Source organism: Paenibacillus sp. FSL H3-0310, assembly GCF_038002785.1.
Lineage (GTDB): Bacteria > Bacillota > Bacilli > Paenibacillales > Paenibacillaceae > Paenibacillus_AQ > Paenibacillus_AQ odorifer.
In genome coordinates this window covers 24,189-46,163 of sequence record NZ_JBBODC010000001.1, presented here as the reverse complement: position 1 = coordinate 46,163, position 21,975 = coordinate 24,189, and the positions used below count along the sequence as shown (strand labels likewise).

Genomic DNA, 21,975 nt, shown 5'->3' with positions numbered 1-21,975 from the left:
TTATTTCTTCTTACCAGCTTTACCTTCTTTGCGGATGATACGCTCGCCTTCATATTTGATACCTTTACCTTTATACGGTTCTGGTTCACGAACGGAACGGATTTTAGCAGCGTATGCGCCAACGCGTTCTTTATCGATACCTTTAACGATGATCTTCGTGTTCGCAGGAACTTCGAACTCGATACCAGCTTCCGGTGTAATTTCAACCGGGTGGGAATAACCAACGTTCAGAACGATTTTATCTCCGGATTTGCTTGCACGATATCCGACCCCAACCAGTTCCAGAGATTTCGAGAAACCTTCAGTCACACCTGCTACCATGTTGTTGACAACGGAGCGGGTTGTGCCGTGAAGTGAACGATGCAATTTGTTATCCGACGGGCGAACAACGGTAATTTCGTTATTTTCAACTGTAACCTTCATGTCTTTATGAAGCTCACGAGTCAAAGAACCTTTTGGACCTTTTACTGTAATAACGGCGTTGTCCAAAGTGACATCTACACCGCTAGGTACTGCGATTGGTTTGCGACCAATACGAGACATGTGTTGCACCTCCTTATCTTGTGACGTTTATTACCAAATGTAGCAGACAACTTCTCCGCCAGATTTTGATTGACGAGCTTCTTTGTCGGTCATAACTCCCTTAGATGTGGAGATAATCGCGATTCCTAGACCACCGAGTACACGAGGCACTTCATTGCTCTTCGTGTATACGCGAAGGCCTGGTTTACTGATTCTTTTCAAACCAGAAATAACACGCTCTTGGTTAGGGCCGTATTTCAAGAAGATACGGATAATCCCTTGTTTGCTATCTTCAACGAATTCCGCATCGCGGATGAAACCTTCACGCTTCAAAATGTCAGCGATTTGTTTCTTCATAGTAGAAGCAGGCATTTCTACCGTCTCGTGACGCACAATGTTAGCGTTACGAATACGAGTAAGCATATCTGCAATAGGATCAGACATAGTCATGTGTGTAAACCTCCTTCCCGTTTATAAACTTCTTACCAACTTGCTTTTTTCACGCCAGGGATCTGGCCTTTATAAGCTAATTCACGGAAACAAATTCTGCAAATTTTGAACTTTTGCAGTACCGAATGTGGACGACCACAACGTTCGCAACGTGTATATGCACGTACTTTAAACTTAGGCGTACGTTGTTGTTTAACTTTCATCGAAGTTTTTGCCACTTAGCCTGACACCTCCTAAACATTTTCGGAGAAAATGGATTAACCGACTTTATTTTGCGAAAGGCATTCCCAGCTGACCCAGCAGCTCGCGGGATTCCTCGTCCGTCTTAGCAGTCGTTACAATAACGATGTCCATACCGCGGACTTTATCCACTTTGTCATATTCGATCTCGGGGAAGATCAATTGTTCTTTAAGACCAAGTGTGTAGTTACCACGGCCATCAAAGGCTTTAGTGGAAACACCACGGAAGTCACGTACACGTGGAAGTGTTACGTTGAACAATTTGTCCAAGAAGTAATACATACGCTCTCCGCGCAGTGTTACTTTAACCCCAATCGGCATATTTTCGCGTAGTTTGAAACCAGCGATGGATTTTTTAGCTTTAGTGATTACTGGTTTTTGACCAGCGATCAACTGCATGTCATTAACTGCAGCATCAAGTACTTTGGAGTTTTGAACAGCGTCACCCACACCCATGTTGATGACAACCTTCTCGATCTTAGGCACTTGCATAACAGTTGTATAGTTAAACTTCTGCATCAAAGCAGGTGTAATTTCGTTAAGAAAACGTTCTTTCATTCTTGCTGCCATGAAGATTTAACCTCCTTTCTTAAGGGCTAGATTAGTCGATAATCTCTCCGGATCTTTTAGCAATCCGAACTTTTTTACCATTGTCCAAAACTTTGTAACCGATACGGGTTACTTTGCCGGTCTTCGGATCGATGTGCATTACGTTGGACACATGAATCGAAGCTTCCTGCTCAATAATTCCACCCTGTGGATTCAGCTGGTTCGGCTTTTGGTGTTTTTTCACCATATTGACGCCTTCTACCAGAACGCGGTTTTCACGAGGATAAGCAGCGATGACACGGCCTTTTTTGCCTTTGTCTTTACCACTGATCACAAGCACCACGTCATCTTTCTTCACGTGCAGTTTATTGTTATGGGATTCCAGAACTTTTTTCACTCTAGGCATTTATTACACCTCCTATAACTAACCTTCAACTTATTGGTGCCGTGTTTATTAGATAACTTCCGGTGCCAAGGAAACGATCTTCATGTAGTCTTTATCGCGAAGTTCGCGAGCAACTGGTCCAAAGATACGTGTTCCACGAGGGCTTCTGTCGTCTTTAACAACAACAGCTGCATTTTCGTCGAATGCGATGTAAGATCCATCTTTACGACGAACGGAACGTTTCGTACGAACAACTACCGCTCTAACAACATCACCTTTTTTGACAACGCCGCCTGGTGTTGCTTGTTTAACGGAACAAACGATCAAATCACCGATTGCTGCTGTACGGCGTCCAGTACCACCCAGTACGCGGATACACATCAGTTCCTTCGCACCAGAGTTGTCAGCCACATGCAAACGTGTAAATGGTTGAATCATTATAATTTCCTCCTTCCGGAAAAACTCTCTTGATTATCTTAGATGATAACCGCTGCTTCTACCACTTCAACTAGTCTCCAACGTTTGTCCTTAGACAACGGACGAGTTTCCATGAGTTTTACGGTATCGCCAATCTTTGCAACATTTCCCTCATCATGTGCTTTGAATTTCTTCGTAGACTTGATGCGTTTGTGGTACAAATTGTGTTTCTTATAGGTTTCAACAGCAACTACGATGGTTTTATCCATTTTATCACTGACCACTTTACCGATTAGCACTTTACGTGCATTACGTTCTTCACTCATTAGTTAGCCTCCTTCCTGAATACGGATCTGCGATCCGTCTCACTTAACTAATCCCAAGCACTCTTTGATGGATCACGGTTTTAGCACGAGCTATTTCCTTACGCACGTCACGAATCCGAGTTGGGTTGTCCAATTGGCCAGTTGCCAATTGAAAACGGAGATTAAAAAGTTCCTCTTTGAATCCAGCGATCTTTTGTTCAATCTCAGCAGTGGTTAAGTTGCGAAGTTCATTAGCTTTCATTTGCTTCACCACCCAATTCTTCACGTTTCACAAACTTAGTCTTTACAGGCAGCTTGTGAGCGGCAAGACGCATCGCTTCACGAGCGATTTCTTCCGACACGCCTCCGAGTTCGAACATAATCTTGCCCGGTTTAACTACGGCTACCCATTTCTCAACGTTACCTTTACCACTACCCATACGAACCTCGAGAGGCTTTTGAGTAATAGGTTTATCTGGGAAAATCTTGATCCAAACTTGACCGCCACGTTTGATATAACGTGTCATCGCGATACGAGCAGCTTCGATCTGACGGTTAGTGATCCAAGACGGTTCAAGTGCAACCAGGCCGAATTCGCCGAAGTTCAATTCAGTACCGCCTTTTGCCATACCCTTCATGTGTCCGCGTTGTTGCTTGCGGTGTTTTACGCGTTTTGGTACCAACATGATTAGTTGCCTCCTTCCTGAGCAGCTTGTTTCTTAGCTGGGGGAAGAACTTCTCCACGGTAGATCCATACTTTTACGCCGATAAGACCGTAAGTTGTATGTGCTTCAGCCGTTCCGTAATCGATATCGGCACGAAGCGTATGAAGTGGAACTGTTCCTTCGCTATAACCTTCTGAACGAGCAATCTCAGCTCCGCCAAGACGTCCGCCCACTTGAGTTTTAATCCCTTTTGCGCCAGAACGCATAGTTCTTTGAATCGCTTGTTTGAGGGCACGACGGAACGATACACGACGTTCCAATTGTTGAGCAATGCTCTCAGCTACAAGAATTGCATCCAATTCAGGGTGCTTGATTTCATTGATGTTGATGTGTACTTTTTTGCCACCAGCGATTGCTGTAACTGCGCTGCGAAGTACTTCTACTTCTGCTCCGCCTTTACCAATAACCATACCTGGTTTAGCTGTATGAATTGTAACGTTCACGCGGCTAGCCGCTCTTTCGATCTCGATATGGGAAACAGCGGAATCCTTCAATTTGCCTTTAAGGTATTCCCGGATTTTGACGTCTTCCATCAGAAGAGTACCGAAATCTTTTCCTGCATACCATTTAGATTCCCAATCGCGAATAATACCGATTCGGAGTCCGATTGGATTTACCTTTTGACCCACGTGTTATCCCTCCTTATTTCTCAGATACCACCAGTGTAATGTGGCTCGTGCGTTTATTGATCCGACTTGCGCGGCCCATGGCGCGCGGACGGAAACGTTTCATAGTAGGTCCTTGGTTAACGAAAACCTCGCTAACGAACAAACTGTTCACGTCCAAAGAATAGTTATGCTCAGCATTCGCAATTGCCGAATTAAGCAACTTTTCAACGACCGGAGAAGCGGATTTCGGAGTGTGGCGAAGAATAGCAATTGCTTCCCCCACTTGCTTACCACGAATCAAGTCAACAACCAGTTTCGCTTTACGAGCGGAAATTCGCACCGATCTTGCATGTGCTTTTGCTTCCATTGTTTAACCTCCTTTCAAACAGAGACCTTATTATTATCTTCTTGTTTTCTTATCGTCACCCGCGTGGCCTTTGTAAGTACGTGTTGGCGCGAACTCGCCCAACTTGTGACCTACCATATCTTCTGTTACGTATACAGGCACGTGTTTACGGCCGTCATATACACCAAACGTATGTCCGATAAACTGAGGGAAAATGGTTGAGCGACGGGACCAAGTTTTAACAACAACCTTTTTCTCAGCCTCGTTCAGTTCCTCAACTTTTTTAAGCAGGTAGCCATCGATAAACGGCCCCTTCTTTAAACTGCGACCCATGTGTGAATCCTCCCTTCATCCGGTTCTTCAAACCGCGAATCGACGCTTCGCGCTTTATTAACTTGCCAGAAGCGTCTTATTTAGTGCGGCGGCGAACGATATATTTATCAGATGCCTTGTTTTTCTTACGCGTTTTGTAACCAAGGGTTGGTTTGCCCCATGGAGACATTGGCGATTTACGTCCGATTGGAGCGCGACCTTCACCACCACCGTGTGGGTGATCGTTAGGGTTCATTACTACCCCGCGAACTTCAGGACGACGGCCGAGCCAGCGACTACGTCCAGCTTTACCGATTTTGATCAATTCGTGATCTTCGTTACCTACGGAACCGATAGTTGCACGGCATACGCTAAGGATTTTACGAACCTCACCGGATGACAAGCGAACGGAACAGTATTTTTCTTCTTTACCAAGCAATTGAGCTTCTGTACCAGCTGCACGAACCAATTGTCCGCCTTTACCTGGTTTCAACTCAATGTTGTGGATAACTGTACCTACTGGAATGTTCTCCAGTGGAAGACTGTTACCAATTTTGATGTCGGCCGCAGGACCGGACTCTACTTTATCCCCAACTCTTAGACCTTTAGGAGCGATGATATAACGTTTCTCTCCATCAGCATAGTGGATCAAAGCAATATTAGATGTGCGGTTCGGGTCATACTCGATTGTAGCAACGCTACCTGGTATGCCGTCTTTAGTCCGCTTGAAGTCGATAATACGGTATTTACGTTTGTGTCCGCCGCCATGGTGACGAACCGTAATTTTACCTTGGTTGTTGCGTCCCGCATGTTTGAACAGCGGAGAAAGCAACGATTTCTCTGGCTGGTTTGTTGTAATTTCTTCAAACGTAGACACGGACATAGCGCGTCTTGCCGGAGAGGTCGGTTTGTACTTTTTGATTGGCACTGTAGTTCCCTCCTTACTTCAACAGAGTATTATTCTACCGCTTCAAAAAATTCAAGCGGTTTGCTGTCCGGGCTAAGCTTAACGATGGCTTTTTTCCACTCTGGAGTGTAACCAGAATATTTACCATAACGTTTCAGTTTGCCAGGTACGCGCATTGTGTTCACATTAGTTACTTTTACTTTGAAAATAGCCTCGACAGCTTTTTTGATTTCGGTTTTGTTAGCACGGATATCCACTTCAAAAGCGTATTTCATTTCGCTCATGTAGTCGGAAGTACGTTCCGTAATCACCGGACGTTTGATAATATCACGAGGATCTTTCATTACGCGAACACCTCCTCTACCTTCAGAACTGCTTCTTTAGTGATGATCAGTTTGTCGTACGTCAGTACGTCAAGAACATTAATGCCGTCAGCCGCTACGAATTTCACCCCAGGGATGTTACGAGCGGAAAGTGCTACGTTATCATCATAGCTAGTAGCTACGATCAACGCTTTACGATCTACTTTCAGGTTGTTCAAGATTGCTGCGAATTCTTTCGTCTTCGGAGCATTCATTGTCAAGCTATCCAATACGATAATGTCATTCTCGAGTACTTTCGAGGACAAAGCGGATTTGATCGCCAAACGACGAACCTTCTTAGGCAGTTTCCAGGAATAGCTACGTGGTGTTGGTCCGAAGACAACGCCGCCGCCTTTCCATTGTGGAGAACGAATGGAGCCTTGACGAGCGCGACCTGTACCTTTTTGTTTCCAAGGTTTACGTCCACCGCCACGAACTTCAGAACGTCCTTTTACTTTGTGTGTACCACGACGTAGGGAAGCTCTTTGCATAAGCGCAGCTTCATGTAGAACGTGCTCATTCGGTTCAATACCGAATACTGTATCGCTCAGTTCCACTTCACCAACTTCGTTGCCACTAATATTAAAAAGTGTTACTTTTGGCATTTCATGTTCCTCCTTTCTTCAATAATTATTTCTTAACGGTTTGTTTAACTTTCACGAAGCTGTTTTTAGGACCTGGGATAGCGCCTTTAACCAGCAATACGTTACGTTCAACATCAACCTTGATAATTTCAAGCTTTTGAACCGTAATAGTCGTGTGACCCATATGTCCTGGAAGGCGTTTGCCCTTAGGAACACGGTTAGCTTGGATAGAACCCATGGAACCCGGTCTTCTGTGGTAACGCGATCCGTGTGCCATTGGTCCGCGGCTTTGTCCCCAACGTTTGATGTTACCTTGGAAACCTTTACCTTTAGATGTACCAGTTACGTCAACAAATTCGCCCTCAGCAAAGATATCAGCCTTCAGCTCTTGTCCAACCTCGAGAGACCCGAGATCAACACCGCGAATTTCACGAACGTAGCGCTTAGGTGTTGCATTTGCCTTTTTGGCGTGACCCTGTTCAGGCTTATTGGAACGTTTTTCTTTTTTATCAGAAAAGCCCAATTGCACTGCTTCATATCCGTCGATATTCAGGTCTTTCTTTTGCAGTACTACACAAGGTCCTGCTTCGATAACAGTAACAGGAATTACGTTACCTTCTGGAGTAAACACTTGAGTCATACCGAGTTTTTTTCCTAAGATACCTTTCAATGTTGACACCTCTTTTCTTTTCCTAAATTACTTAAAATAGAATTACAATTTGATTTCGATATCTACACCGGACGGTAGATCCAAGCGCATCAAGGCATCCACAGTTTGTGGTGTTGGGTTCACAATATCGATCAAACGTTTGTGAGTCCGTTGTTCAAACTGTTCACGGGAATCCTTGTACTTGTGTACCGCACGGAGAATAGTAATGATTTGCTTCTCAGTTGGTAACGGAATCGGCCCGGACACACCTGCACCCGAACGTTTTGCTGTTTCAACAATCTTCTCAGCGGATTGATCAAGAATTCTGTGGTCGTATGCTTTCAAGCGAATACGAATTTTTTGCTTTGCCATTTTAGTCCCTCCTTCTATCGCCCAATTTGGTATCGGACATACTCCGTGAAAATTTTCTGACCTCGTCCCCATGGCAAAGGGGCCGGGTGTGTCAGTAACCTCTCACATCATCGCAACGTCTCAGAACAACATTTATTATTATATATAATAGGCAGCAGTATTGCAAGCGAAAATAGAAAAACAACGCATATTTTTTTCATGCGCTGTTCTTCTACTATATATATGTTAAAGATTCTCTGTGGCAGACTTAAAAAACTCTGCGGAGGAAGCAGTCTGAGCCGTTGCTGTTCCGATCCCCTCGATGGTTTGGATTAAGGTTCTTATTTCTTCTTCCACTATTACAATCTCCTGTGTACTGCTACGCATAGCGTCTACAATATCAGAGAACAAAAGACTAGTCTCAACCGATTGGTGCTTCCCATTCTTAGTTAACTCCTGCACCTTACGAATCTCTTCTACAACCTGCTGAGTGAGTAGACCTGATTTATTTGTTAGCTCTACGATCTGAATTACAGTACTCTTAGTATCCTCTGCAAGCCGGCTAACTTCTTGAGCAACCACACTAAAACCTCTACCATGCTCACCGGCTCTAGCGGCTTCAATCGTTGCATTAAGTGAGAGGATTTTAGTCTGATCGGCAATTTCCCTTACTGAGTTCACAATTTTTTGAATTTGCTTAGAGGAATCGCTTAACTCAATGATCGAGTCTTCCATCTCACTGGTGGTCTGATATATAAGATTAATTTGCTCAGTCAAATCACCCAAGTGTTCATGCCCATCTGTAGCTAATCCCTGTGACTCCAGAGCGGATGCAGCCGTACGTTGGAATGTTCTACTTACTTCATTGCTGCTTGCCACTAGCTGCTTCACAGCAGCATTAGTATCGATGCTATAATCTATCAATTCAACGCTAAACTCTGAAATTTTTTGTTTTAATTCATTTTTCACCAATAGATATTGCTCTTCCTTCTCTTTTATGTTCTCCTTCTCATATTCTTCTAGAACCAGCTGCTGCTCAAGGTTAAGGAGCTTGGTCACGGTCTGAACCACTCGAAGGCGTGTATTATCATCGTTTGTTTCATTATATATAACGCGTATAAATACGTTCTGAAGATTCTGAAAAGCAGATAAATACCATTTAGGCTCAAGCCCTACTTTTTTATGAATATTAGCGATCATTAGACGCTTTGCTATGTACTCATCATCAACCTTTCCATTAAAAATCTCTAGAATATGACCACGAAGAGTAGTTTTCAACCTCTCTATACTGCTATGCTCTAAAATAATAGCTTCAAGTTTATTTACGCCTAATACCGAATTGTAAAATTGATCAATGATATAGTCTATATTCTGCTCAACAACAGGTTTCACCCTGCGTAGTAAGTTCAAATCTGCTTCAGTTAGATCAATCATTCTCATCTGCTCGTTAAGCTCACCATGTCCCTCCAGCTTATGAAAAGACTCTGCCACAGAATGATTCTGATCCTTGAAGTCTAAGGAATGAGAGGCAGGAGAATCTACATTATTATTACGTGCATTTAACGCATGCATGAAGGAAAAAGGACATTTCCCCATATTACCACTCCCCCACAATTCCTATTATTTTACATTATTATTCCTCCTTCATTTTACTCTATCATTAGTATAATTGTAAACAATTGATTGTTGTAATTTGACGAATTATGTAGAAAAAGATCATATTGTTATGCTTTATTATCAATTGGTGTCGAATATTAAATCTTTCTCAGAAAAAAACAAAAAAAGCCCCTGATTCTCCGCAAGAAGAATCAGGGGTGTTTGTAATTCGGAATCTACCCGCAGATAGAAGTCGAATTATTATTTTTGGATAGAAGCTACGCTACCAGCACCAACTGTACGGCCACCTTCGCGAATGGAGAATTTAGTACCTTCTTCAATAGCGATTGGGGAGATCAGTTGTACGGTTACGGAGATGTTATCACCAGGCATAACCATTTCAGTACCTTCTGGCAAGTTGATGATACCAGTTACGTCAGTTGTACGGAAGTAGAACTGTGGACGGTATCCAGTGAAGAAAGGCTTGTGACGGCCACCTTCTTCTTTTGTCAGAACGTAAATTTGAGCAGTGAACTCAGTGTGTGGTTTAACGGAGTTCGGCTTAGCCAATACTTGGCCACGCTCGATCATGTTACGGTCAACACCACGAAGCAATGCTCCGATGTTGTCCCCAGCTTGAGCGGAATCCAGCAATTTACGGAACATTTCTACGCCCGTAACTACGGATTTCTTAGTATCTTCGTGAATACCAACGATTTCGATTTCTTCTCCGACTTTAACTGTTCCGCGTTCTACGCGACCAGTTGCCACAGTACCGCGGCCAGTGATGGAGAATACATCTTCGACAGGCATCAAGAAAGGCTTGTCAGTTTGACGCTCAGGAAGTGGAATGTACTCATCGATTGTTTCAAACATTTCGATGATTTTTTTAGCGTAATCGCCATCTGGGTTTTGCAGAGCTTCACGAGCAGAACCACGGATGATTGGAGTATCGTCGCCTGGGAAGTCATACTCGCTAAGCAAGTCACGAACTTCCATTTCAACCAATTCCAACAACTCTTCGTCTTCAACCATGTCGCATTTGTTCAAGAAGACAACGATGTAAGGAACGCCTACTTGACGGGACAACAGGATGTGCTCGCGAGTTTGTGGCATTGGGCCATCAGCTGCGGATACAACCAGGATAGCTCCGTCCATTTGCGCTGCGCCAGTGATCATGTTTTTAACATAGTCGGCGTGACCAGGGCAGTCTACGTGAGCGTAGTGACGGTTAGGAGTTTCATATTCAACGTGGGAAGTGGAGATTGTGATACCACGTTCGCGCTCTTCAGGAGCTTTGTCGATTTGATCGAATGCGATAGCTGCGCCACCGTAAGTTTTGGACAATACAGTAGTGATTGCAGCAGTCAGAGTCGTTTTACCATGGTCGACGTGACCAATAGTACCGATGTTAACGTGCGGTTTGTTACGTTCAAACTTTGCCTTTGCCATTTGAACAGTTCCTCCTTAATGTGGGGTTCCTTATATTTGAGCCGCCCGCATACGTGTAATCTTAGATGACTGAGTGTTTATACCCGGGACGGCAAGTTAAAACTGGTAATTATTCAGCGCCTTTGTTCTTTGCAGCGATCTCTTCCGCAATGGATTTAGGAACTTCTTCATAGTGAGAAAGCTCCATTGAGAATACGCCACGTCCTTGTGTACCAGAACGAAGTGTTGTAGAGTATCCGAACATTTCGGAAAGAGGCACCTTAGCACGGATAATTTGCGCTCCACCACGGGAATCCATACCTTCGATACGGCCACGGCGGGAGTTCAGCATACCCATTACATCACCCATATATTCCTCAGGAACAGTTACTTCTACTTTCATGATTGGCTCAAGCAGGACAGGCTTACACTTGTCTTTAGCTGCTTTGAGTGCCATCGAACCGGCAATTTTAAATGCCATTTCGTTGGAATCGACATCATGATAAGAACCATCTACGATGGTAGCTTTAACGTCTACTAGCGGGAAGCCAGCAAGTACGCCGTTTTTCATTTGTTCTTCAATACCCGCAAGTGCAGGAGCGATGTACTCTCTAGGAACCGAGCCACCAACAACTTTACTTTCGAATTTGCTACCAGTACCTGGTTCGAGGGGTTCAAACTCAACCCATACGTGACCGTATTGACCACGACCACCAGATTGGCGTACAAATTTACCTTCGACGCGAGCAGGTGCCTTGAACGTTTCGCGGTAAGCAACCTGTGGTTTACCCACATTGGTTTCTACTTTGAACTCACGACGCATACGGTCGATGATGATGTCCAAGTGAAGTTCACCCATACCAGCCAGGATTGTTTGGCCTGTTTCTTCATCAGTGTGAGCACGAAGAGTTGGATCCTCTTCAGTCAACTTTCCGAGAGCAACGCCCATTTTATCTTGGTCAGCTTTAGTTTTTGGTTCAACAGCGATCTCGATAACTGGATCAGGGAAGTTCATTGATTCCAGAATTACTGGATTCTTCTCATCACACAGTGTATCACCTGTACTGGTATCTTTCAAACCAACAGCAGCTGCGATGTCGCCAGAATACACGATGGAAATTTCTTGACGGCTGTTCGCATGCATTTGAAGGATACGACCAATACGTTCACGCTTGTTCTTAGTTGCATTAACTACGTATGATCCAGACTCAAGTACGCCTGAGTAAACACGGAAGAACGTAAGTTTACCAACATAAGGGTCTGTCATGATTTTAAATGCCAAAGCTGCAAACGGCTCTTCATCCGAAGAGTGACGAACAGCTTCTGTACCGTCATCAAGATGTCCAGTAATAGCTGGAACGTCAAGAGGAGATGGCAAGTAATCAACAACAGCATCCAGCATAAGCTGAATCCCTTTGTTTCGGTAGGAAGATCCAGCAATTACAGGGAACAATTTAACTTCAACTACGCCTTTGCGAATTGCAGCTTTAATTTCCGGAATTGTAATTTCTTCGCCTTCCAAATACTTCATAGTCAGATCCTCATCAAGTTCAGCAACTTTCTCGATCAACTCGAGACGCAGCTCCTCAACTTTGGCCAAATATTCTTCCGGAATATCCGTTACTTCGATGTTTTGGCCCAGATCATCTCTGAACATGTGTGCTTTTTGCTCAACTAGGTCGATAATACCAGTGAAATCACTTTCTGCACCAATTGGCAATTGAATAGCAACTGCATTGGCTTGAAGGCGATCACGCATAGTTTCGATTACGTTAAGGAAATCCGCACCGATAATGTCCATTTTGTTTACATATGCAATCCGGGGAACGTTATAACGGTCAGCCTGTCTCCATACGGTTTCAGACTGAGGCTCAACGCCCTCTTTTGCACTAAATACACCAACTGCCCCATCCAATACACGCAGGGAACGTTCAACTTCAACAGTGAAGTCAACGTGTCCTGGGGTATCAATGATATTGATGCGGTGACCTTTCCACGCAGCAGTCGTAGCAGCGGACGTAATCGTGATTCCGCGCTCTTGTTCTTGCTCCATCCAGTCCATTGTAGCAGCACCCTCGTGAACTTCACCGATTTTGTGCGTACGGCCTGTATAGAAAAGAATCCGCTCTGTGGTAGTTGTTTTACCAGCATCAATATGCGCCATGATCCCGATGTTACGTGTATTTTTTAAGGAGAACTCTCTAGCCATGAAATGGATCTCCCTTCAAAATATAAGTTATTTGAATGACCTTTATCCTACCAACGGTAGTGAGCGAACGCTTTGTTTGCTTCAGCCATTTTGTGTGTATCTTCACGTTTCTTAACAGAAGCGCCTGTGTTGTTGGAAGCGTCGATGATCTCAGCCGCCAAACGCTCTTCCATAGTCTTCTCACCGCGGTTGCGAGAGTAGTTTACGAGCCAACGTAATCCCAGAGCAGTACGTCTCTCTGGTTTAACCTCGATAGGTACTTGATAGTTAGCACCACCGACACGACGAGCTTTGACTTCCAAAACCGGCATGATATTCTTGATGGCAGCTTCGAAAACTTCCATCGGATCTTTACCCGTACGTTCTTCAATCAATTTGAATGAATTGTACAGAATGCTTTGAGCGACACCTCTTTTACCACCCAGCATAATGCGGTTAATCAAACGAGTAACCAACTTGCTATTATACAACGGATCTGGCAATACGTCTCTCTTTGTAACTGGACCTTTGCGTGGCATGGATATCCCCCTTTCTTAAATGTTTATTATTCAGATATTGTTATCTTACTTCTTAGCTTTAGGACGTTTTGCACCGTATTTAGAACGAGCTTGCATCCGGTTAGCTACACCTGCTGTATCCAAAGCACCACGAACGATATGGTAACGAACCCCTGCAAGGTCCTTTACTTTACCTCCGCGAAGTAATACAACACTGTGCTCTTGTAAGTTATGTCCGATACCCGGGATATAAGCTGTTACCTCGAGACGGTTCGTCAAACGAACACGGGCATATTTACGAAGCGCTGAGTTTGGTTTACGTGGAGTCATTGTGCCTACACGAGTGCACACACCGCGTTTTTGCGGAGCGCTCAAATTTGTAGCCTCACGCTTGAGGGCGTTATACCCTTTTTGAAGAGCGGGAGATTTAGATTTTTCGATTTTGGCTTGACGGCCTTTACGAACCAATTGGTTAATTGTTGGCATGTTGTTGCCACCCCCTTCCTGAAATGATAGTCGATTTAAGAACTCTAAGCCCACAGACCCAGGCGGTTCATAAAAAGACAAATGAAAAGTTCTTGCCGCTGGTGTTCACCCCAGTACAAAAACATTTCTGTAGCTATTGTTTTAAGACGGCTGCCATCGCAGCGCCAACTTCTATTCCGCAGGCCTTGCCCAAATTCAGCATCGTATCCACATATGTGATCTTAACACCTTGTTTGTTACAAAGCAAAACTATCCTGGAAGTAAGCCTTTGATCTCCGTCCTCTGCCACATAGACTTCTGCGGCTAGGCCCAACTCTACCGCCTTGACGGTTTGTTTGGTACCGATCTTGACCTGAGCATCCTGTAGTCCTCTATCATCAGTCATTCTCTTTACCTCCAATGAACAAGGATAACATGGCTACTCACGCACCTTAGACATTTTAGCATTATCAATAGATGGTGTCAAGAAATTCAGCAACAATTTTTATAGAAATTATACACAGCAGAACACTCATGCCACACCTATGAGTAGGTATGACATGAGCACACTACCATGATTGCTAATTTATTCAGCAGGAACCGTCTCTAAAGATTCAAGTTCGCTTTCTGCATTTGGATCACTTAGCTTAACGTTACGGTAACGGTTCATCCCAGTACCTGCAGGAATCAACTTACCGATAATAACATTTTCTTTAAGTCCAAGCAACTTATCTACTTTACCTTTGATAGCAGCGTCTGTTAGGACACGAGTAGTTTCTTGGAATGATGCAGCTGACAAGAAGGAATCAGTTTCAAGAGACGCCTTGGTAATACCGAGCAAGACTGGTTTAGCAACAGCAGGCTCTTTACCAGACAAGATAGCTTCCTTGTTAGCACCTTCGTACTCATGAATATCCGCAAATGCACCTGGCAACAGACTTGTGTCACCTGCGTCAATGATACGGATCTTCCGAAGCATTTGCTTGATCATAACTTCAATGTGCTTATCATTGATCTCAACGCCTTGGTTACGGTATACACGCTGTACTTCTTGCAGAATGTAGTTTTGTACCCCACGGATCCCTTTGATACGCAGCATTTCTTTAGGGTCAATCGAACCGTCTGTCAGCTCATCGCCGGCTTCTATTTCTTGGCCTTCGCTAACACGTAGACGTGAACCATAAGTAATGGAATAAGTCTTGGATTCTGCTTCACCTTGAACCTCGATTTCGCGACGGTCTTTGGTTTCACGGATTTCCTTAATTACGCCATCGATCTCACTGATTGTAGCTTGACCTTTAGGGTTACGAGCTTCAAACAACTCCTGAATACGCGGCAAACCTTGAGTGATGTCATCACCAGCAACACCGCCGGTATGGAACGTACGCATTGTAAGCTGGGTTCCTGGTTCACCGATAGATTGTGCGGCAATAATACCAACTGCTTCACCAATCTCAACGTGTTTACCAGTTGCCAAGTTACGTCCGTAACATTTCTTACAAACACCATGACGGGCACGGCAGCTCAGTACAGAACGAATTTGCAGCTTAGTTACACCTGCGTTTACAATTGCCTCCGCTTTATCGGAGTCAATCAAATCATTGCGGTGAACAATGATTTCGCCTGTTTCTGGGTGACGAACAGTTTCGAAGCAGTAACGACCTTCAATACGGTCATACAGATCTTCGATAACTTCTTTACCATCCTGAATACGACTAACTGTGAAGCCTTTATCGGTTCCACAATCTTCTTCACGGACAATAACGTCCTGGGCAACGTCAACAAGACGACGAGTCAGATACCCTGAGTCAGCGGTACGAAGTGCGGTATCGGCAAGACCTTTACGCGCTCCGTGAGTGGAGATAAAGTACTCCAAGACGGTAAGACCTTCACGGAAGTTCGCCTTGATTGGCAATTCGAAAATCCGACCTGAAGGTGTTGCCATCAGACCACGCATCCCACCCAGCTGAGTGATCTGCGATTTGTTACCACGCGCTTTAGAGTCAACCATGAGCATGATAGAGTTGAAACGGTCCATCGACTTAAGCAGGATGTTCGTAAGATCATCCTTAGTCTTCGACCAGATCTCAATAACACGGTCATACCGTTCGTCATTGGTGATCAAACCACGGCGATATTGGTTAGCAACCACATCAACCTTAGCTTCAGACTCTTTCAGGATGGTAACTTTCTCCTCAGGGACAATAACGTCCGACACGGCAACTGTAACACCAGAACGTGTGGAGTAAGTGAATCCGAGTTGTTTAATTTTATCCAAAATCATAGAAGTTTTGGTTGTGTGATAAGTTTCAAAACAACGAGCAATAATCAGACCCAGATATTCTTTACCTACAGCACTGGCTTCTGGAGCGGATTCAATCAGCTCACGAATGTTCGCGCCTTTTTCGTAGATAAAGTATTTCTCTGGTGTGCCGTGCAGCAAGTTAGTTTTGGTTGCTTCGTTGATATAAGGGAAACTACTTGGGTAGATTTCATTAAAAATGATCTTACCGACCGTAGTAATCAACATTGCATTTTGTTGTTCTTCCGTAAAGCATGTTTTGCCAAGTGCTTTAGCCGGAATAGCAACACGAGCATGAAGTCCTGCAGTTCCGCGTTGGTAAGCTGATACAGCTTCGTTAACCGTACGCAGAATCATACCACTACCCTTTTCTTCTTTGTTATCCATGGTCAAGTAGAAAGTACCAAGGACCATATCCTGGGAAGGTGTTACAACTGGCTTACCGTCTTTAGGGTTCAAGATATTACCAGATGCAAGCATAAGAATGCGTGCTTCCGCTTGAGCTTCTGCAGACAGAGGAACGTGCACCGCCATTTGGTCACCGTCAAAGTCGGCATTGTACGCCGTACATACGAGTGGGTGAAGACGAATAGCGTGACCTTCCACCAAGATCGGTTCAAATGCTTGAATACCGAGACGGTGAAGTGTTGGTGCGCGGTTTAGAAGTACTGGGTGTTCTCTAATTACTTCTTCGAGTACATCCCAAACTTCAGGACTTACGCGTTCAACTTTACGTTTCGCGCTCTTTATGTTGTGGGCAAGGCCCTTATTAACCAATTCTTTCATAACAAAAGGCTTGAACAATTCTAACGCCATTTTCTTAGGAAGTCCGCACTGATACATCTTGAGGTACGGTCCTACTACGATAACGGAACGTCCAGAGTAGTCAACCCGTTTACCGAGCAAGTTCTGGCGGAAACGTCCTTGTTTACCTTTCAGCATATGGCTGAGCGATTTAAGCGGACGGTTACCAGGACCGGTTACCGGACGTCCCCGACGGCCGTTATCGATGAGAGCATCGACAGCTTCCTGGAGCATCCGTTTTTCGTTCTGCACGATAATGTCAGGAGCACCGAGATCAAGCAGTCTTTTCAGACGGTTGTTCCGGTTAATAACACGGCGATAGAGATCATTCAAATCAGACGTAGCAAAACGGCCACCATCCAACTGAACCATCGGACGAAGCTCCGGAGGAATAACCGGAAGAACATCCATGATCATCCAATCAGGCTTGTTGCCGGAGTTACGGAATGCTTCAATGACTTCCAGACGTTTGATCGCCCGGTTACGGCGTTGGCCTTGGGCCGTACGCAGTTCTTCTTTGAGGAATTCCAGCTCTTTATCAATGTCGATATCTTGAAGAAGCTTTTTAACAGCTTCAGCACCCATGCCGGCTTGGAAACCATAACCGTATTTTTCACGGTAGCTACGATATTCTTTCTCGGACAGAAGTTGTTTCTTTTCCAGTGGAGTTTCACCTGGATCCGTTACAACATAAGATGCGAAATAGATAATTTCTTCAAGTGATCTTGGAGACATATCTAGTGCAAGCCCCATGCGGCTTGGGATACCTTTGAAATACCAGATATGAGATACCGGAGCAGCCAATTCAATGTGACCCATACGTTCACGACGAACTTTAGCACGGGTAACCTCAACGCCACAACGGTCGCAGACTACGCCCTTATAACGGACACGTTTGTATTTACCGCAATGACATTCCCAGTCTTTTTGTGGTCCAAAGATACGCTCACAGAAAAGACCCTCTTTTTCCGGTTTCAATGTACGATAGTTAATGGTTTCCGGTTTCTTAACTTCTCCGCGGGACCATGAACGAATCTTCTCCGGAGAAGCGAGTCCGATTTTCATAAATTCAAAATTGTTAACGTCCAACAAGGAGCAACCCTCCTTAACCTAATCCTGATTTAGTACCGCTTTGCCCTCTTCTGACTGTTACATCAAAAGAGGGCGTGCGGTCCTTTATAAAATGGAACTTTTAAGCTCCAGCTTGATTATTCTACTCCGACTTCTGAACCTTCTAAATTGAGGCTTAGTTTGTCGCCTGACGTCTCGTCCTCATCGTCCAATTCTCTCATTTCAATTTCCTGCTCGTCACCGCTAAGAATCTTAACATCCATACCCAGGGACTGCAGTTCTTTGATCAATACCTTGAACGACTCAGGAACACCTGGTTCCGGTACATTTTCACCTTTGACAATAGATTCGTACGTCTTCACGCGACCAACCACGTCATCGGATTTCACGGTCAAAATTTCTTGCAATGTATATGCAGCACCGTAAGCTTCAAGCGCCCACACTTCCATCTCCCCGAAACGCTGTCCACCAAATTGAGCTTTACCACCCAATGGTTGCTGCGTAACTAGTGAGTAAGGTCCTGTTGAACGGGCGTGAATCTTATCATCAACCATGTGCGCCAGTTTGATCATGTGCATGACACCAACAGTAACTTCACGTTCGAAGCGTTCACCTGTACGGCCATCATACAGCACGGTTTTACCATTACGCTGCATACCTGCTTCTTCCATCGTATCAAACACGTCGTACTCACGCGCTCCGTCGAATACCGGCGTTGCAATGTGAATTCCCAGACGCAATGCGGCCATACCAATATGGACCTCAAGCACCTGTCCGATGTTCATACGAGAAGGAACGCCCAGAGGGTTAAGAACAACCTGTACTGGCGTACCGTCCGGAAGGAACGGCATATCTTCTTCTGGCAGGATACGGGCAACGACACCCTTGTTACCGTGACGTCCGGCCATCTTGTCACCCTCAGAGATCTTACGTTTCTGAGCGATGTAGACACGAACCAATTGATTTACACCAGGAGGCAGCTCATCGCCGTTCTCACGTGTAAAGACTTTAACGTCCACGATAATACCATCACTACCATGAGGAACGCGTAAAGAGGTATCCCGTACTTCACGAGCTTTCTCACCAAAGATAGCGTGCAGGAGACGTTCTTCTGCTGTCAGTTCAGTTACACCCTTAGGAGTAACCTTACCCACCAGAATGTCACCAGCGCTGATTTCCGCACCGATGCGGATGATTCCGCGCTCATCAAGATTGCGCAGAGCTTCTTCGCCGACGTTCGGAATATCGCGCGTAATTTCTTCAGGTCCCAATTTAGTGTCGCGAGCTTCAGATTCGTATTCTTCGATATGAATCGAAGTATATACATCTTCCTTAACCAGCTTTTCACTTAACAGGATCGCATCCTCGTAGTTGTAACCTTCCCAAGTCATGAACGCAACGACTACGTTACGGCCAAGAGCAAGTTCGCCCATTTCTGTGGAAGGACCGTCTGCCAGGATATCACCCTTCTTAACAATGTCCCCTCTTTTAGCTAGAGGACGTTGGTTAATACAGGTACCTTGGTTAGAACGCATAAATTTGTGTAATTTATATTTAACGATATCGCCTTTAACTTCCTTGCCTTCGACAGTCTCAACGCGACGCAGCCAAATTTCATTAGCTGAAGAACGTTCGATAATACCGTCATACTTGGAAACGATACATACGCCAGAATCCTTAGCGGATTTATGTTCCATCCCTGTTCCGACCAGCGGAGCTTTTGGAATTAGAAGCGGAACAGCTTGACGTTGCATGTTAGATCCCATCAGTGCGCGGTTGGAGTCATCGTTCTCAAGGAACGGAATGAGCGCCGTAGCGACAGATACAACCTGTTTAGGCGAAACGTCCATGTAATCGACACGATTACTTGGCATCGTTGTAATGTTGTCTGAGTCTTTGTTGTAACGAACGATTACCATGTCTTCTTTAAAGGTGCCATCTTCTTCGATCAACACGTTAGCCTGAGCAACTACATAATTATCTTCCTCATCAGCAGTCAGATAGTCAATTTGCTCAGTCACCTTACCAGTCTTCGGATCCACCCAACGATACGGAGCTTCAATAAAGCCGTATTCATTGATGCGGGCAAAGGTAGACAAGGAGTTGATCAACCCGATGTTTGGACCTTCCGGCGTTTCAATTGGACACATCCGACCGTAGTGACTGTGATGGACGTCACGAACTTCAAAGCCCGCGCGTTCACGTGTCAAACCACCAGGTCCGAGGGCGGACAGACGACGTTTATGCGTAAGTTCCGCAAGCGGGTTCGTCTGATCCATAAATTGAGACAGCTGGGAGCTACCGAAGAACTCTTTAATAGACGCGATGACCGGACGAATATTGATCAGAGCCTGAGGCGTAATCGCATTAGCATCCTGAATCGACATTCTTTCACGTACAACACGTTCCATCCGGGACAAACCGATACGGAACTGATTCTGCAAGAGTTCACCTACAGAACGCAGACGACGGTTACCCAAGTGGTCAATATCATCGGTATTGCCAATTCCGTGAAGCAAATTAATAAAGTAGCTGATTGAGGATATAATATCAGCTTGAGTAATATGCTTAACAGATTTGTCGATATTGCCGTTAGCGATCAGCTTAATAACCCGGCCTTCTTCAATTGGCGAGAATACGTCAATTGTTTGAAGAGGAATATCTTCGCTGTCCATAACTCCACCAGTAACACGGTAGTTTTTAAAGGCAACATTCTTTTCGAAATATGGAATCAATTCATCAAGCAGTCTACGATCGACCATTTGGCCGGATTCTGCCAGGATTTCTCCAGTAGAGTCGTCAACCAAAGGCTGAGCAAGACGTTGATTGAAAAGACGGTTCTTAATGTGTAACTTTTTATTGATTTTGTAACGGCCTACATTAGCTAGGTCGTAGCGTTTTGGATCAAAGAAACGCGCAACCAGCAAACTTTTGGCATTGTCTAGTGTCGGCGGTTCGCCCGGACGCAAACGCTCATAAATTTCAATAAGCGCCTTCTCCGTGGAGTCCGTGTTGTCTTTATCCAGCGTATTGCGAATATATTCATCATTGCCAAGCAATTCCAGAATTTCGGCATCACTACCGAAACCGAGAGCACGCAAAAGTACGGTAACAGGAATTTTACGAGTCCGATCGATACGAACATACATAATGTCCTTAGCATCGGTTTCAAGTTCCAACCAGGCTCCGCGGTTCGGGATTACTGTGGCGGTGTAGGTTTTTTTGCCGTTCTTATCCACTTTTGTGCTGAAATAGACGCTTGGAGAGCGAACCAACTGGCTGACAATAACCCGTTCCGCACCATTAATAATAAAAGTGCCGGTCTCCGTCATCAGCGGGAAATCTCCCATGAACACTTCCTGCTCTTTAACCTCACCGGTCTCTTTATTAATGAGCCGCACCTTTACACGCAGAGGAGCCGCATACGTTACGTCCCGCTCTTTAGCGTCGTCAACCGTATATTTCGGTTCACCCAGGCTGTAATCAATGAACTCTAGTACCAAATTACCTGTGAAATCCTGGATCGGCGAGATGTCCTGAAACATTTCCCGCAATCCTTCCTCCAAAAACCAATCATAAGATTTTTGTTGGATCTCGATCAGGTTCGGGACCTCGAGTACCTCGTTAATTCTCGCATAGCTCCGCCGAGTGCGTCGACCATACTGAACAAGATGTCCTGCCAACTTTACTCACCCCTCATGTCTACTCACTTAAAAATTGATTGCGAACCCTTGTTTGGAACCGTATAATGGAACCATACTACAAGGATTCAGTCATAAATAAAAGAAAAGCCCTTATCGAAATCTTCGAAAAAAGAGCGCATTTATCCATGACCAAAATACTCCTTATCAAGTAGATTTGCCCAAAACGTACATATTATACGTCACC

25 protein-coding genes are annotated in these 21,975 nt (G+C 44.7%); all 25 read right to left on the bottom strand.

All coding sequences use genetic code 11. The annotated features are described in order from the left end of the window. Positions 1 to 543, bottom strand: coding sequence for a 50S ribosomal protein L6 (gene rplF / locus MHH63_RS00260; protein ID WP_036680562.1), 543 nt, complete (start codon positions 541 to 543; stop codon positions 1 to 3). 30 nt (positions 544 to 573) lie between these two features. Then, complete coding sequence (rpsH, locus tag MHH63_RS00255; RefSeq protein WP_036680560.1) at positions 574 to 972, bottom strand: 30S ribosomal protein S8; 399 nt, start codon at positions 970 to 972, stop codon at positions 574 to 576. A 32-nt stretch (positions 973 to 1,004) separates the two neighbouring features. Further along, on the bottom strand, positions 1,005 to 1,190 hold the full coding sequence (locus MHH63_RS00250; protein WP_013312154.1) for a type Z 30S ribosomal protein S14: 186 nt from the start codon (positions 1,188 to 1,190) through the stop codon (positions 1,005 to 1,007). Positions 1,191 to 1,239: 49 nt separating this feature from the next. Continuing rightward, on the bottom strand, positions 1,240 to 1,782 hold the full coding sequence (gene rplE, locus MHH63_RS00245) for a 50S ribosomal protein L5 (RefSeq protein ID WP_036680558.1): 543 nt from the start codon (positions 1,780 to 1,782) through the stop codon (positions 1,240 to 1,242). A 31-nt stretch (positions 1,783 to 1,813) separates the two neighbouring features. Next, a complete protein-coding gene (rplX, locus tag MHH63_RS00240; protein ID WP_076099615.1) occupies positions 1,814 to 2,167 on the bottom strand; it encodes a 50S ribosomal protein L24 in 354 nt (117 codons plus the stop codon). Positions 2,168 to 2,215: 48 nt separating this feature from the next. Further along, positions 2,216 to 2,584 carry a 50S ribosomal protein L14 gene (gene rplN / locus MHH63_RS00235; protein ID WP_036680556.1) on the bottom strand — a complete coding sequence of 123 codons (369 nt, stop codon included), beginning with the start codon at positions 2,582 to 2,584 and terminating at the stop codon, positions 2,216 to 2,218. Between the two features lie 38 nt (positions 2,585 to 2,622). Further along, on the bottom strand, positions 2,623 to 2,889 hold the full coding sequence (gene rpsQ / locus MHH63_RS00230) for a 30S ribosomal protein S17 (RefSeq protein WP_036680554.1): 267 nt from the start codon (positions 2,887 to 2,889) through the stop codon (positions 2,623 to 2,625). A gap of 43 nt (positions 2,890 to 2,932) precedes the next feature. Next, positions 2,933 to 3,130: a 50S ribosomal protein L29 gene (rpmC, locus tag MHH63_RS00225; RefSeq protein WP_019908232.1), complete on the bottom strand. Its 198-nt coding sequence runs from the start codon at positions 3,128 to 3,130 to the stop codon at positions 2,933 to 2,935. Then, positions 3,120 to 3,554, bottom strand: a complete 435-nt coding sequence (rplP, locus tag MHH63_RS00220) for a 50S ribosomal protein L16 (RefSeq protein WP_036680552.1) — start codon at positions 3,552 to 3,554, stop codon at positions 3,120 to 3,122. Before rplP ends, rpmC begins: the two co-directional genes overlap by 11 nt. A 2-nt stretch (positions 3,555 to 3,556) precedes the next feature. Next, positions 3,557 to 4,222: a 30S ribosomal protein S3 gene (gene rpsC, locus MHH63_RS00215; protein WP_038573452.1), complete on the bottom strand. Its 666-nt coding sequence runs from the start codon at positions 4,220 to 4,222 to the stop codon at positions 3,557 to 3,559. Positions 4,223 to 4,235: 13 nt separating this feature from the next. Next, positions 4,236 to 4,568 (bottom strand): 50S ribosomal protein L22, encoded by a 333-nt coding sequence (gene rplV, locus MHH63_RS00210; protein ID WP_036680546.1) that lies wholly within the window; start codon positions 4,566 to 4,568, stop codon positions 4,236 to 4,238. A 33-nt stretch (positions 4,569 to 4,601) separates the two neighbouring features. Continuing rightward, positions 4,602 to 4,880, bottom strand: coding sequence for a 30S ribosomal protein S19 (rpsS, locus tag MHH63_RS00205; protein ID WP_036652940.1), 279 nt, complete (start codon positions 4,878 to 4,880; stop codon positions 4,602 to 4,604). A 76-nt stretch (positions 4,881 to 4,956) separates the two neighbouring features. Continuing rightward, on the bottom strand, positions 4,957 to 5,787 hold the full coding sequence (gene rplB, locus MHH63_RS00200) for a 50S ribosomal protein L2 (RefSeq protein WP_036680541.1): 831 nt from the start codon (positions 5,785 to 5,787) through the stop codon (positions 4,957 to 4,959). 29 nt (positions 5,788 to 5,816) lie between these two features. After that, entirely contained in the window at positions 5,817 to 6,110 is a 294-nt protein-coding gene (rplW, locus tag MHH63_RS00195; RefSeq protein ID WP_036680537.1) for a 50S ribosomal protein L23, read from the bottom strand. After that, positions 6,110 to 6,733, bottom strand: a complete 624-nt coding sequence (gene rplD / locus MHH63_RS00190) for a 50S ribosomal protein L4 (RefSeq protein WP_036680536.1) — start codon at positions 6,731 to 6,733, stop codon at positions 6,110 to 6,112. The genes rplW and rplD overlap by 1 nt, the downstream gene beginning before the upstream one ends. Positions 6,734 to 6,758: 25 nt before the next feature. Beyond that, positions 6,759 to 7,382, bottom strand: a complete 624-nt coding sequence (gene rplC, locus MHH63_RS00185; protein ID WP_036680532.1) for a 50S ribosomal protein L3 — start codon at positions 7,380 to 7,382, stop codon at positions 6,759 to 6,761. 42 nt (positions 7,383 to 7,424) lie between these two features. After that, positions 7,425 to 7,733: a 30S ribosomal protein S10 gene (gene rpsJ / locus MHH63_RS00180; RefSeq protein ID WP_017692074.1), complete on the bottom strand. Its 309-nt coding sequence runs from the start codon at positions 7,731 to 7,733 to the stop codon at positions 7,425 to 7,427. 225 nt (positions 7,734 to 7,958) lie between these two features. After that, positions 7,959 to 9,284 carry a globin-coupled sensor protein gene (locus MHH63_RS00175; protein ID WP_232061467.1) on the bottom strand — a complete coding sequence of 442 codons (1,326 nt, stop codon included), beginning with the start codon at positions 9,282 to 9,284 and terminating at the stop codon, positions 7,959 to 7,961. A 285-nt stretch (positions 9,285 to 9,569) separates the two neighbouring features. Then, the gene (gene tuf, locus MHH63_RS00170; RefSeq protein WP_036680523.1) at positions 9,570 to 10,760 is read right to left on the bottom strand and encodes an elongation factor Tu; all 1,191 of its coding nucleotides are present in this window, start codon (positions 10,758 to 10,760) and stop codon (positions 9,570 to 9,572) included. Positions 10,761 to 10,869: 109 nt separating this feature from the next. Continuing rightward, positions 10,870 to 12,948 carry an elongation factor G gene (gene fusA / locus MHH63_RS00165; protein WP_036680521.1) on the bottom strand — a complete coding sequence of 693 codons (2,079 nt, stop codon included), beginning with the start codon at positions 12,946 to 12,948 and terminating at the stop codon, positions 10,870 to 10,872. Positions 12,949 to 12,995: 47 nt separating this feature from the next. Next, complete coding sequence (rpsG, locus tag MHH63_RS00160; protein WP_036680520.1) at positions 12,996 to 13,466, bottom strand: 30S ribosomal protein S7; 471 nt, start codon at positions 13,464 to 13,466, stop codon at positions 12,996 to 12,998. 45 nt (positions 13,467 to 13,511) lie between these two features. Then, the gene (rpsL, locus tag MHH63_RS00155; protein WP_036680518.1) at positions 13,512 to 13,931 is read right to left on the bottom strand and encodes a 30S ribosomal protein S12; all 420 of its coding nucleotides are present in this window, start codon (positions 13,929 to 13,931) and stop codon (positions 13,512 to 13,514) included. Between the two features lie 133 nt (positions 13,932 to 14,064). Further along, a complete protein-coding gene (locus tag MHH63_RS00150) occupies positions 14,065 to 14,316 on the bottom strand; it encodes a ribosomal L7Ae/L30e/S12e/Gadd45 family protein (RefSeq protein ID WP_038573459.1) in 252 nt (83 codons plus the stop codon). Between the two features lie 180 nt (positions 14,317 to 14,496). Then, entirely contained in the window at positions 14,497 to 18,108 is a 3,612-nt protein-coding gene (rpoC, locus tag MHH63_RS00145; protein WP_076130019.1) for a DNA-directed RNA polymerase subunit beta', read from the bottom strand. Between the two features lie 116 nt (positions 18,109 to 18,224). Then, complete coding sequence (gene rpoB, locus MHH63_RS00140; RefSeq protein WP_038573461.1) at positions 18,225 to 21,770, bottom strand: DNA-directed RNA polymerase subunit beta; 3,546 nt, start codon at positions 21,768 to 21,770, stop codon at positions 18,225 to 18,227. Positions 21,771 to 21,975 lie beyond the last annotated feature (205 nt).

Excerpts from the sequence above, each read along its gene's own strand:
- rplF (WP_036680562.1), bottom strand. The coding sequence starts at position 543 with ATGTCTCGTATTGGTCGCAAACCAATCGCAGTACCTAGCGGTGTAGAT.
- rpsH (WP_036680560.1), bottom strand. The coding sequence starts at position 972 with ATGACTATGTCTGATCCTATTGCAGATATGCTTACTCGTATTCGTAAC.
- rplE (WP_036680558.1), bottom strand. The coding sequence starts at position 1,782 with ATGGCAGCAAGAATGAAAGAACGTTTTCTTAACGAAATTACACCTGCT.
- rplX (WP_076099615.1), bottom strand. The coding sequence starts at position 2,167 with ATGCCTAGAGTGAAAAAAGTTCTGGAATCCCATAACAATAAACTGCAC.
- rplN (WP_036680556.1), bottom strand. The coding sequence starts at position 2,584 with ATGATTCAACCATTTACACGTTTGCATGTGGCTGACAACTCTGGTGCG.
- rpsQ (WP_036680554.1), bottom strand. The coding sequence starts at position 2,889 with ATGAGTGAAGAACGTAATGCACGTAAAGTGCTAATCGGTAAAGTGGTC.
- rpmC (WP_019908232.1), bottom strand. The coding sequence starts at position 3,130 with ATGAAAGCTAATGAACTTCGCAACTTAACCACTGCTGAGATTGAACAA.
- rplP (WP_036680552.1), bottom strand. The coding sequence starts at position 3,554 with ATGTTGGTACCAAAACGCGTAAAACACCGCAAGCAACAACGCGGACAC.
- rplV (WP_036680546.1), bottom strand. The coding sequence starts at position 4,568 with ATGGAAGCAAAAGCACATGCAAGATCGGTGCGAATTTCCGCTCGTAAA.
- rpsS (WP_036652940.1), bottom strand. The coding sequence starts at position 4,880 with ATGGGTCGCAGTTTAAAGAAGGGGCCGTTTATCGATGGCTACCTGCTT.
- rplW (WP_036680537.1), bottom strand. The coding sequence starts at position 6,110 with ATGAAAGATCCTCGTGATATTATCAAACGTCCGGTGATTACGGAACGT.
- rplD (WP_036680536.1), bottom strand. The coding sequence starts at position 6,733 with ATGCCAAAAGTAACACTTTTTAATATTAGTGGCAACGAAGTTGGTGAA.
- rpsJ (WP_017692074.1), bottom strand. The coding sequence starts at position 7,733 with ATGGCAAAGCAAAAAATTCGTATTCGCTTGAAAGCATACGACCACAGA.
- MHH63_RS00175 (WP_232061467.1), bottom strand. The coding sequence starts at position 9,284 with ATGCATGCGTTAAATGCACGTAATAATAATGTAGATTCTCCTGCCTCT.
- tuf (WP_036680523.1), bottom strand. The coding sequence starts at position 10,760 with ATGGCAAAGGCAAAGTTTGAACGTAACAAACCGCACGTTAACATCGGT.
- fusA (WP_036680521.1), bottom strand. The coding sequence starts at position 12,948 with ATGGCTAGAGAGTTCTCCTTAAAAAATACACGTAACATCGGGATCATG.
- rpsG (WP_036680520.1), bottom strand. The coding sequence starts at position 13,466 with ATGCCACGCAAAGGTCCAGTTACAAAGAGAGACGTATTGCCAGATCCG.
- rpsL (WP_036680518.1), bottom strand. The coding sequence starts at position 13,931 with ATGCCAACAATTAACCAATTGGTTCGTAAAGGCCGTCAAGCCAAAATC.
- MHH63_RS00150 (WP_038573459.1), bottom strand. The coding sequence starts at position 14,316 with ATGACTGATGATAGAGGACTACAGGATGCTCAGGTCAAGATCGGTACC.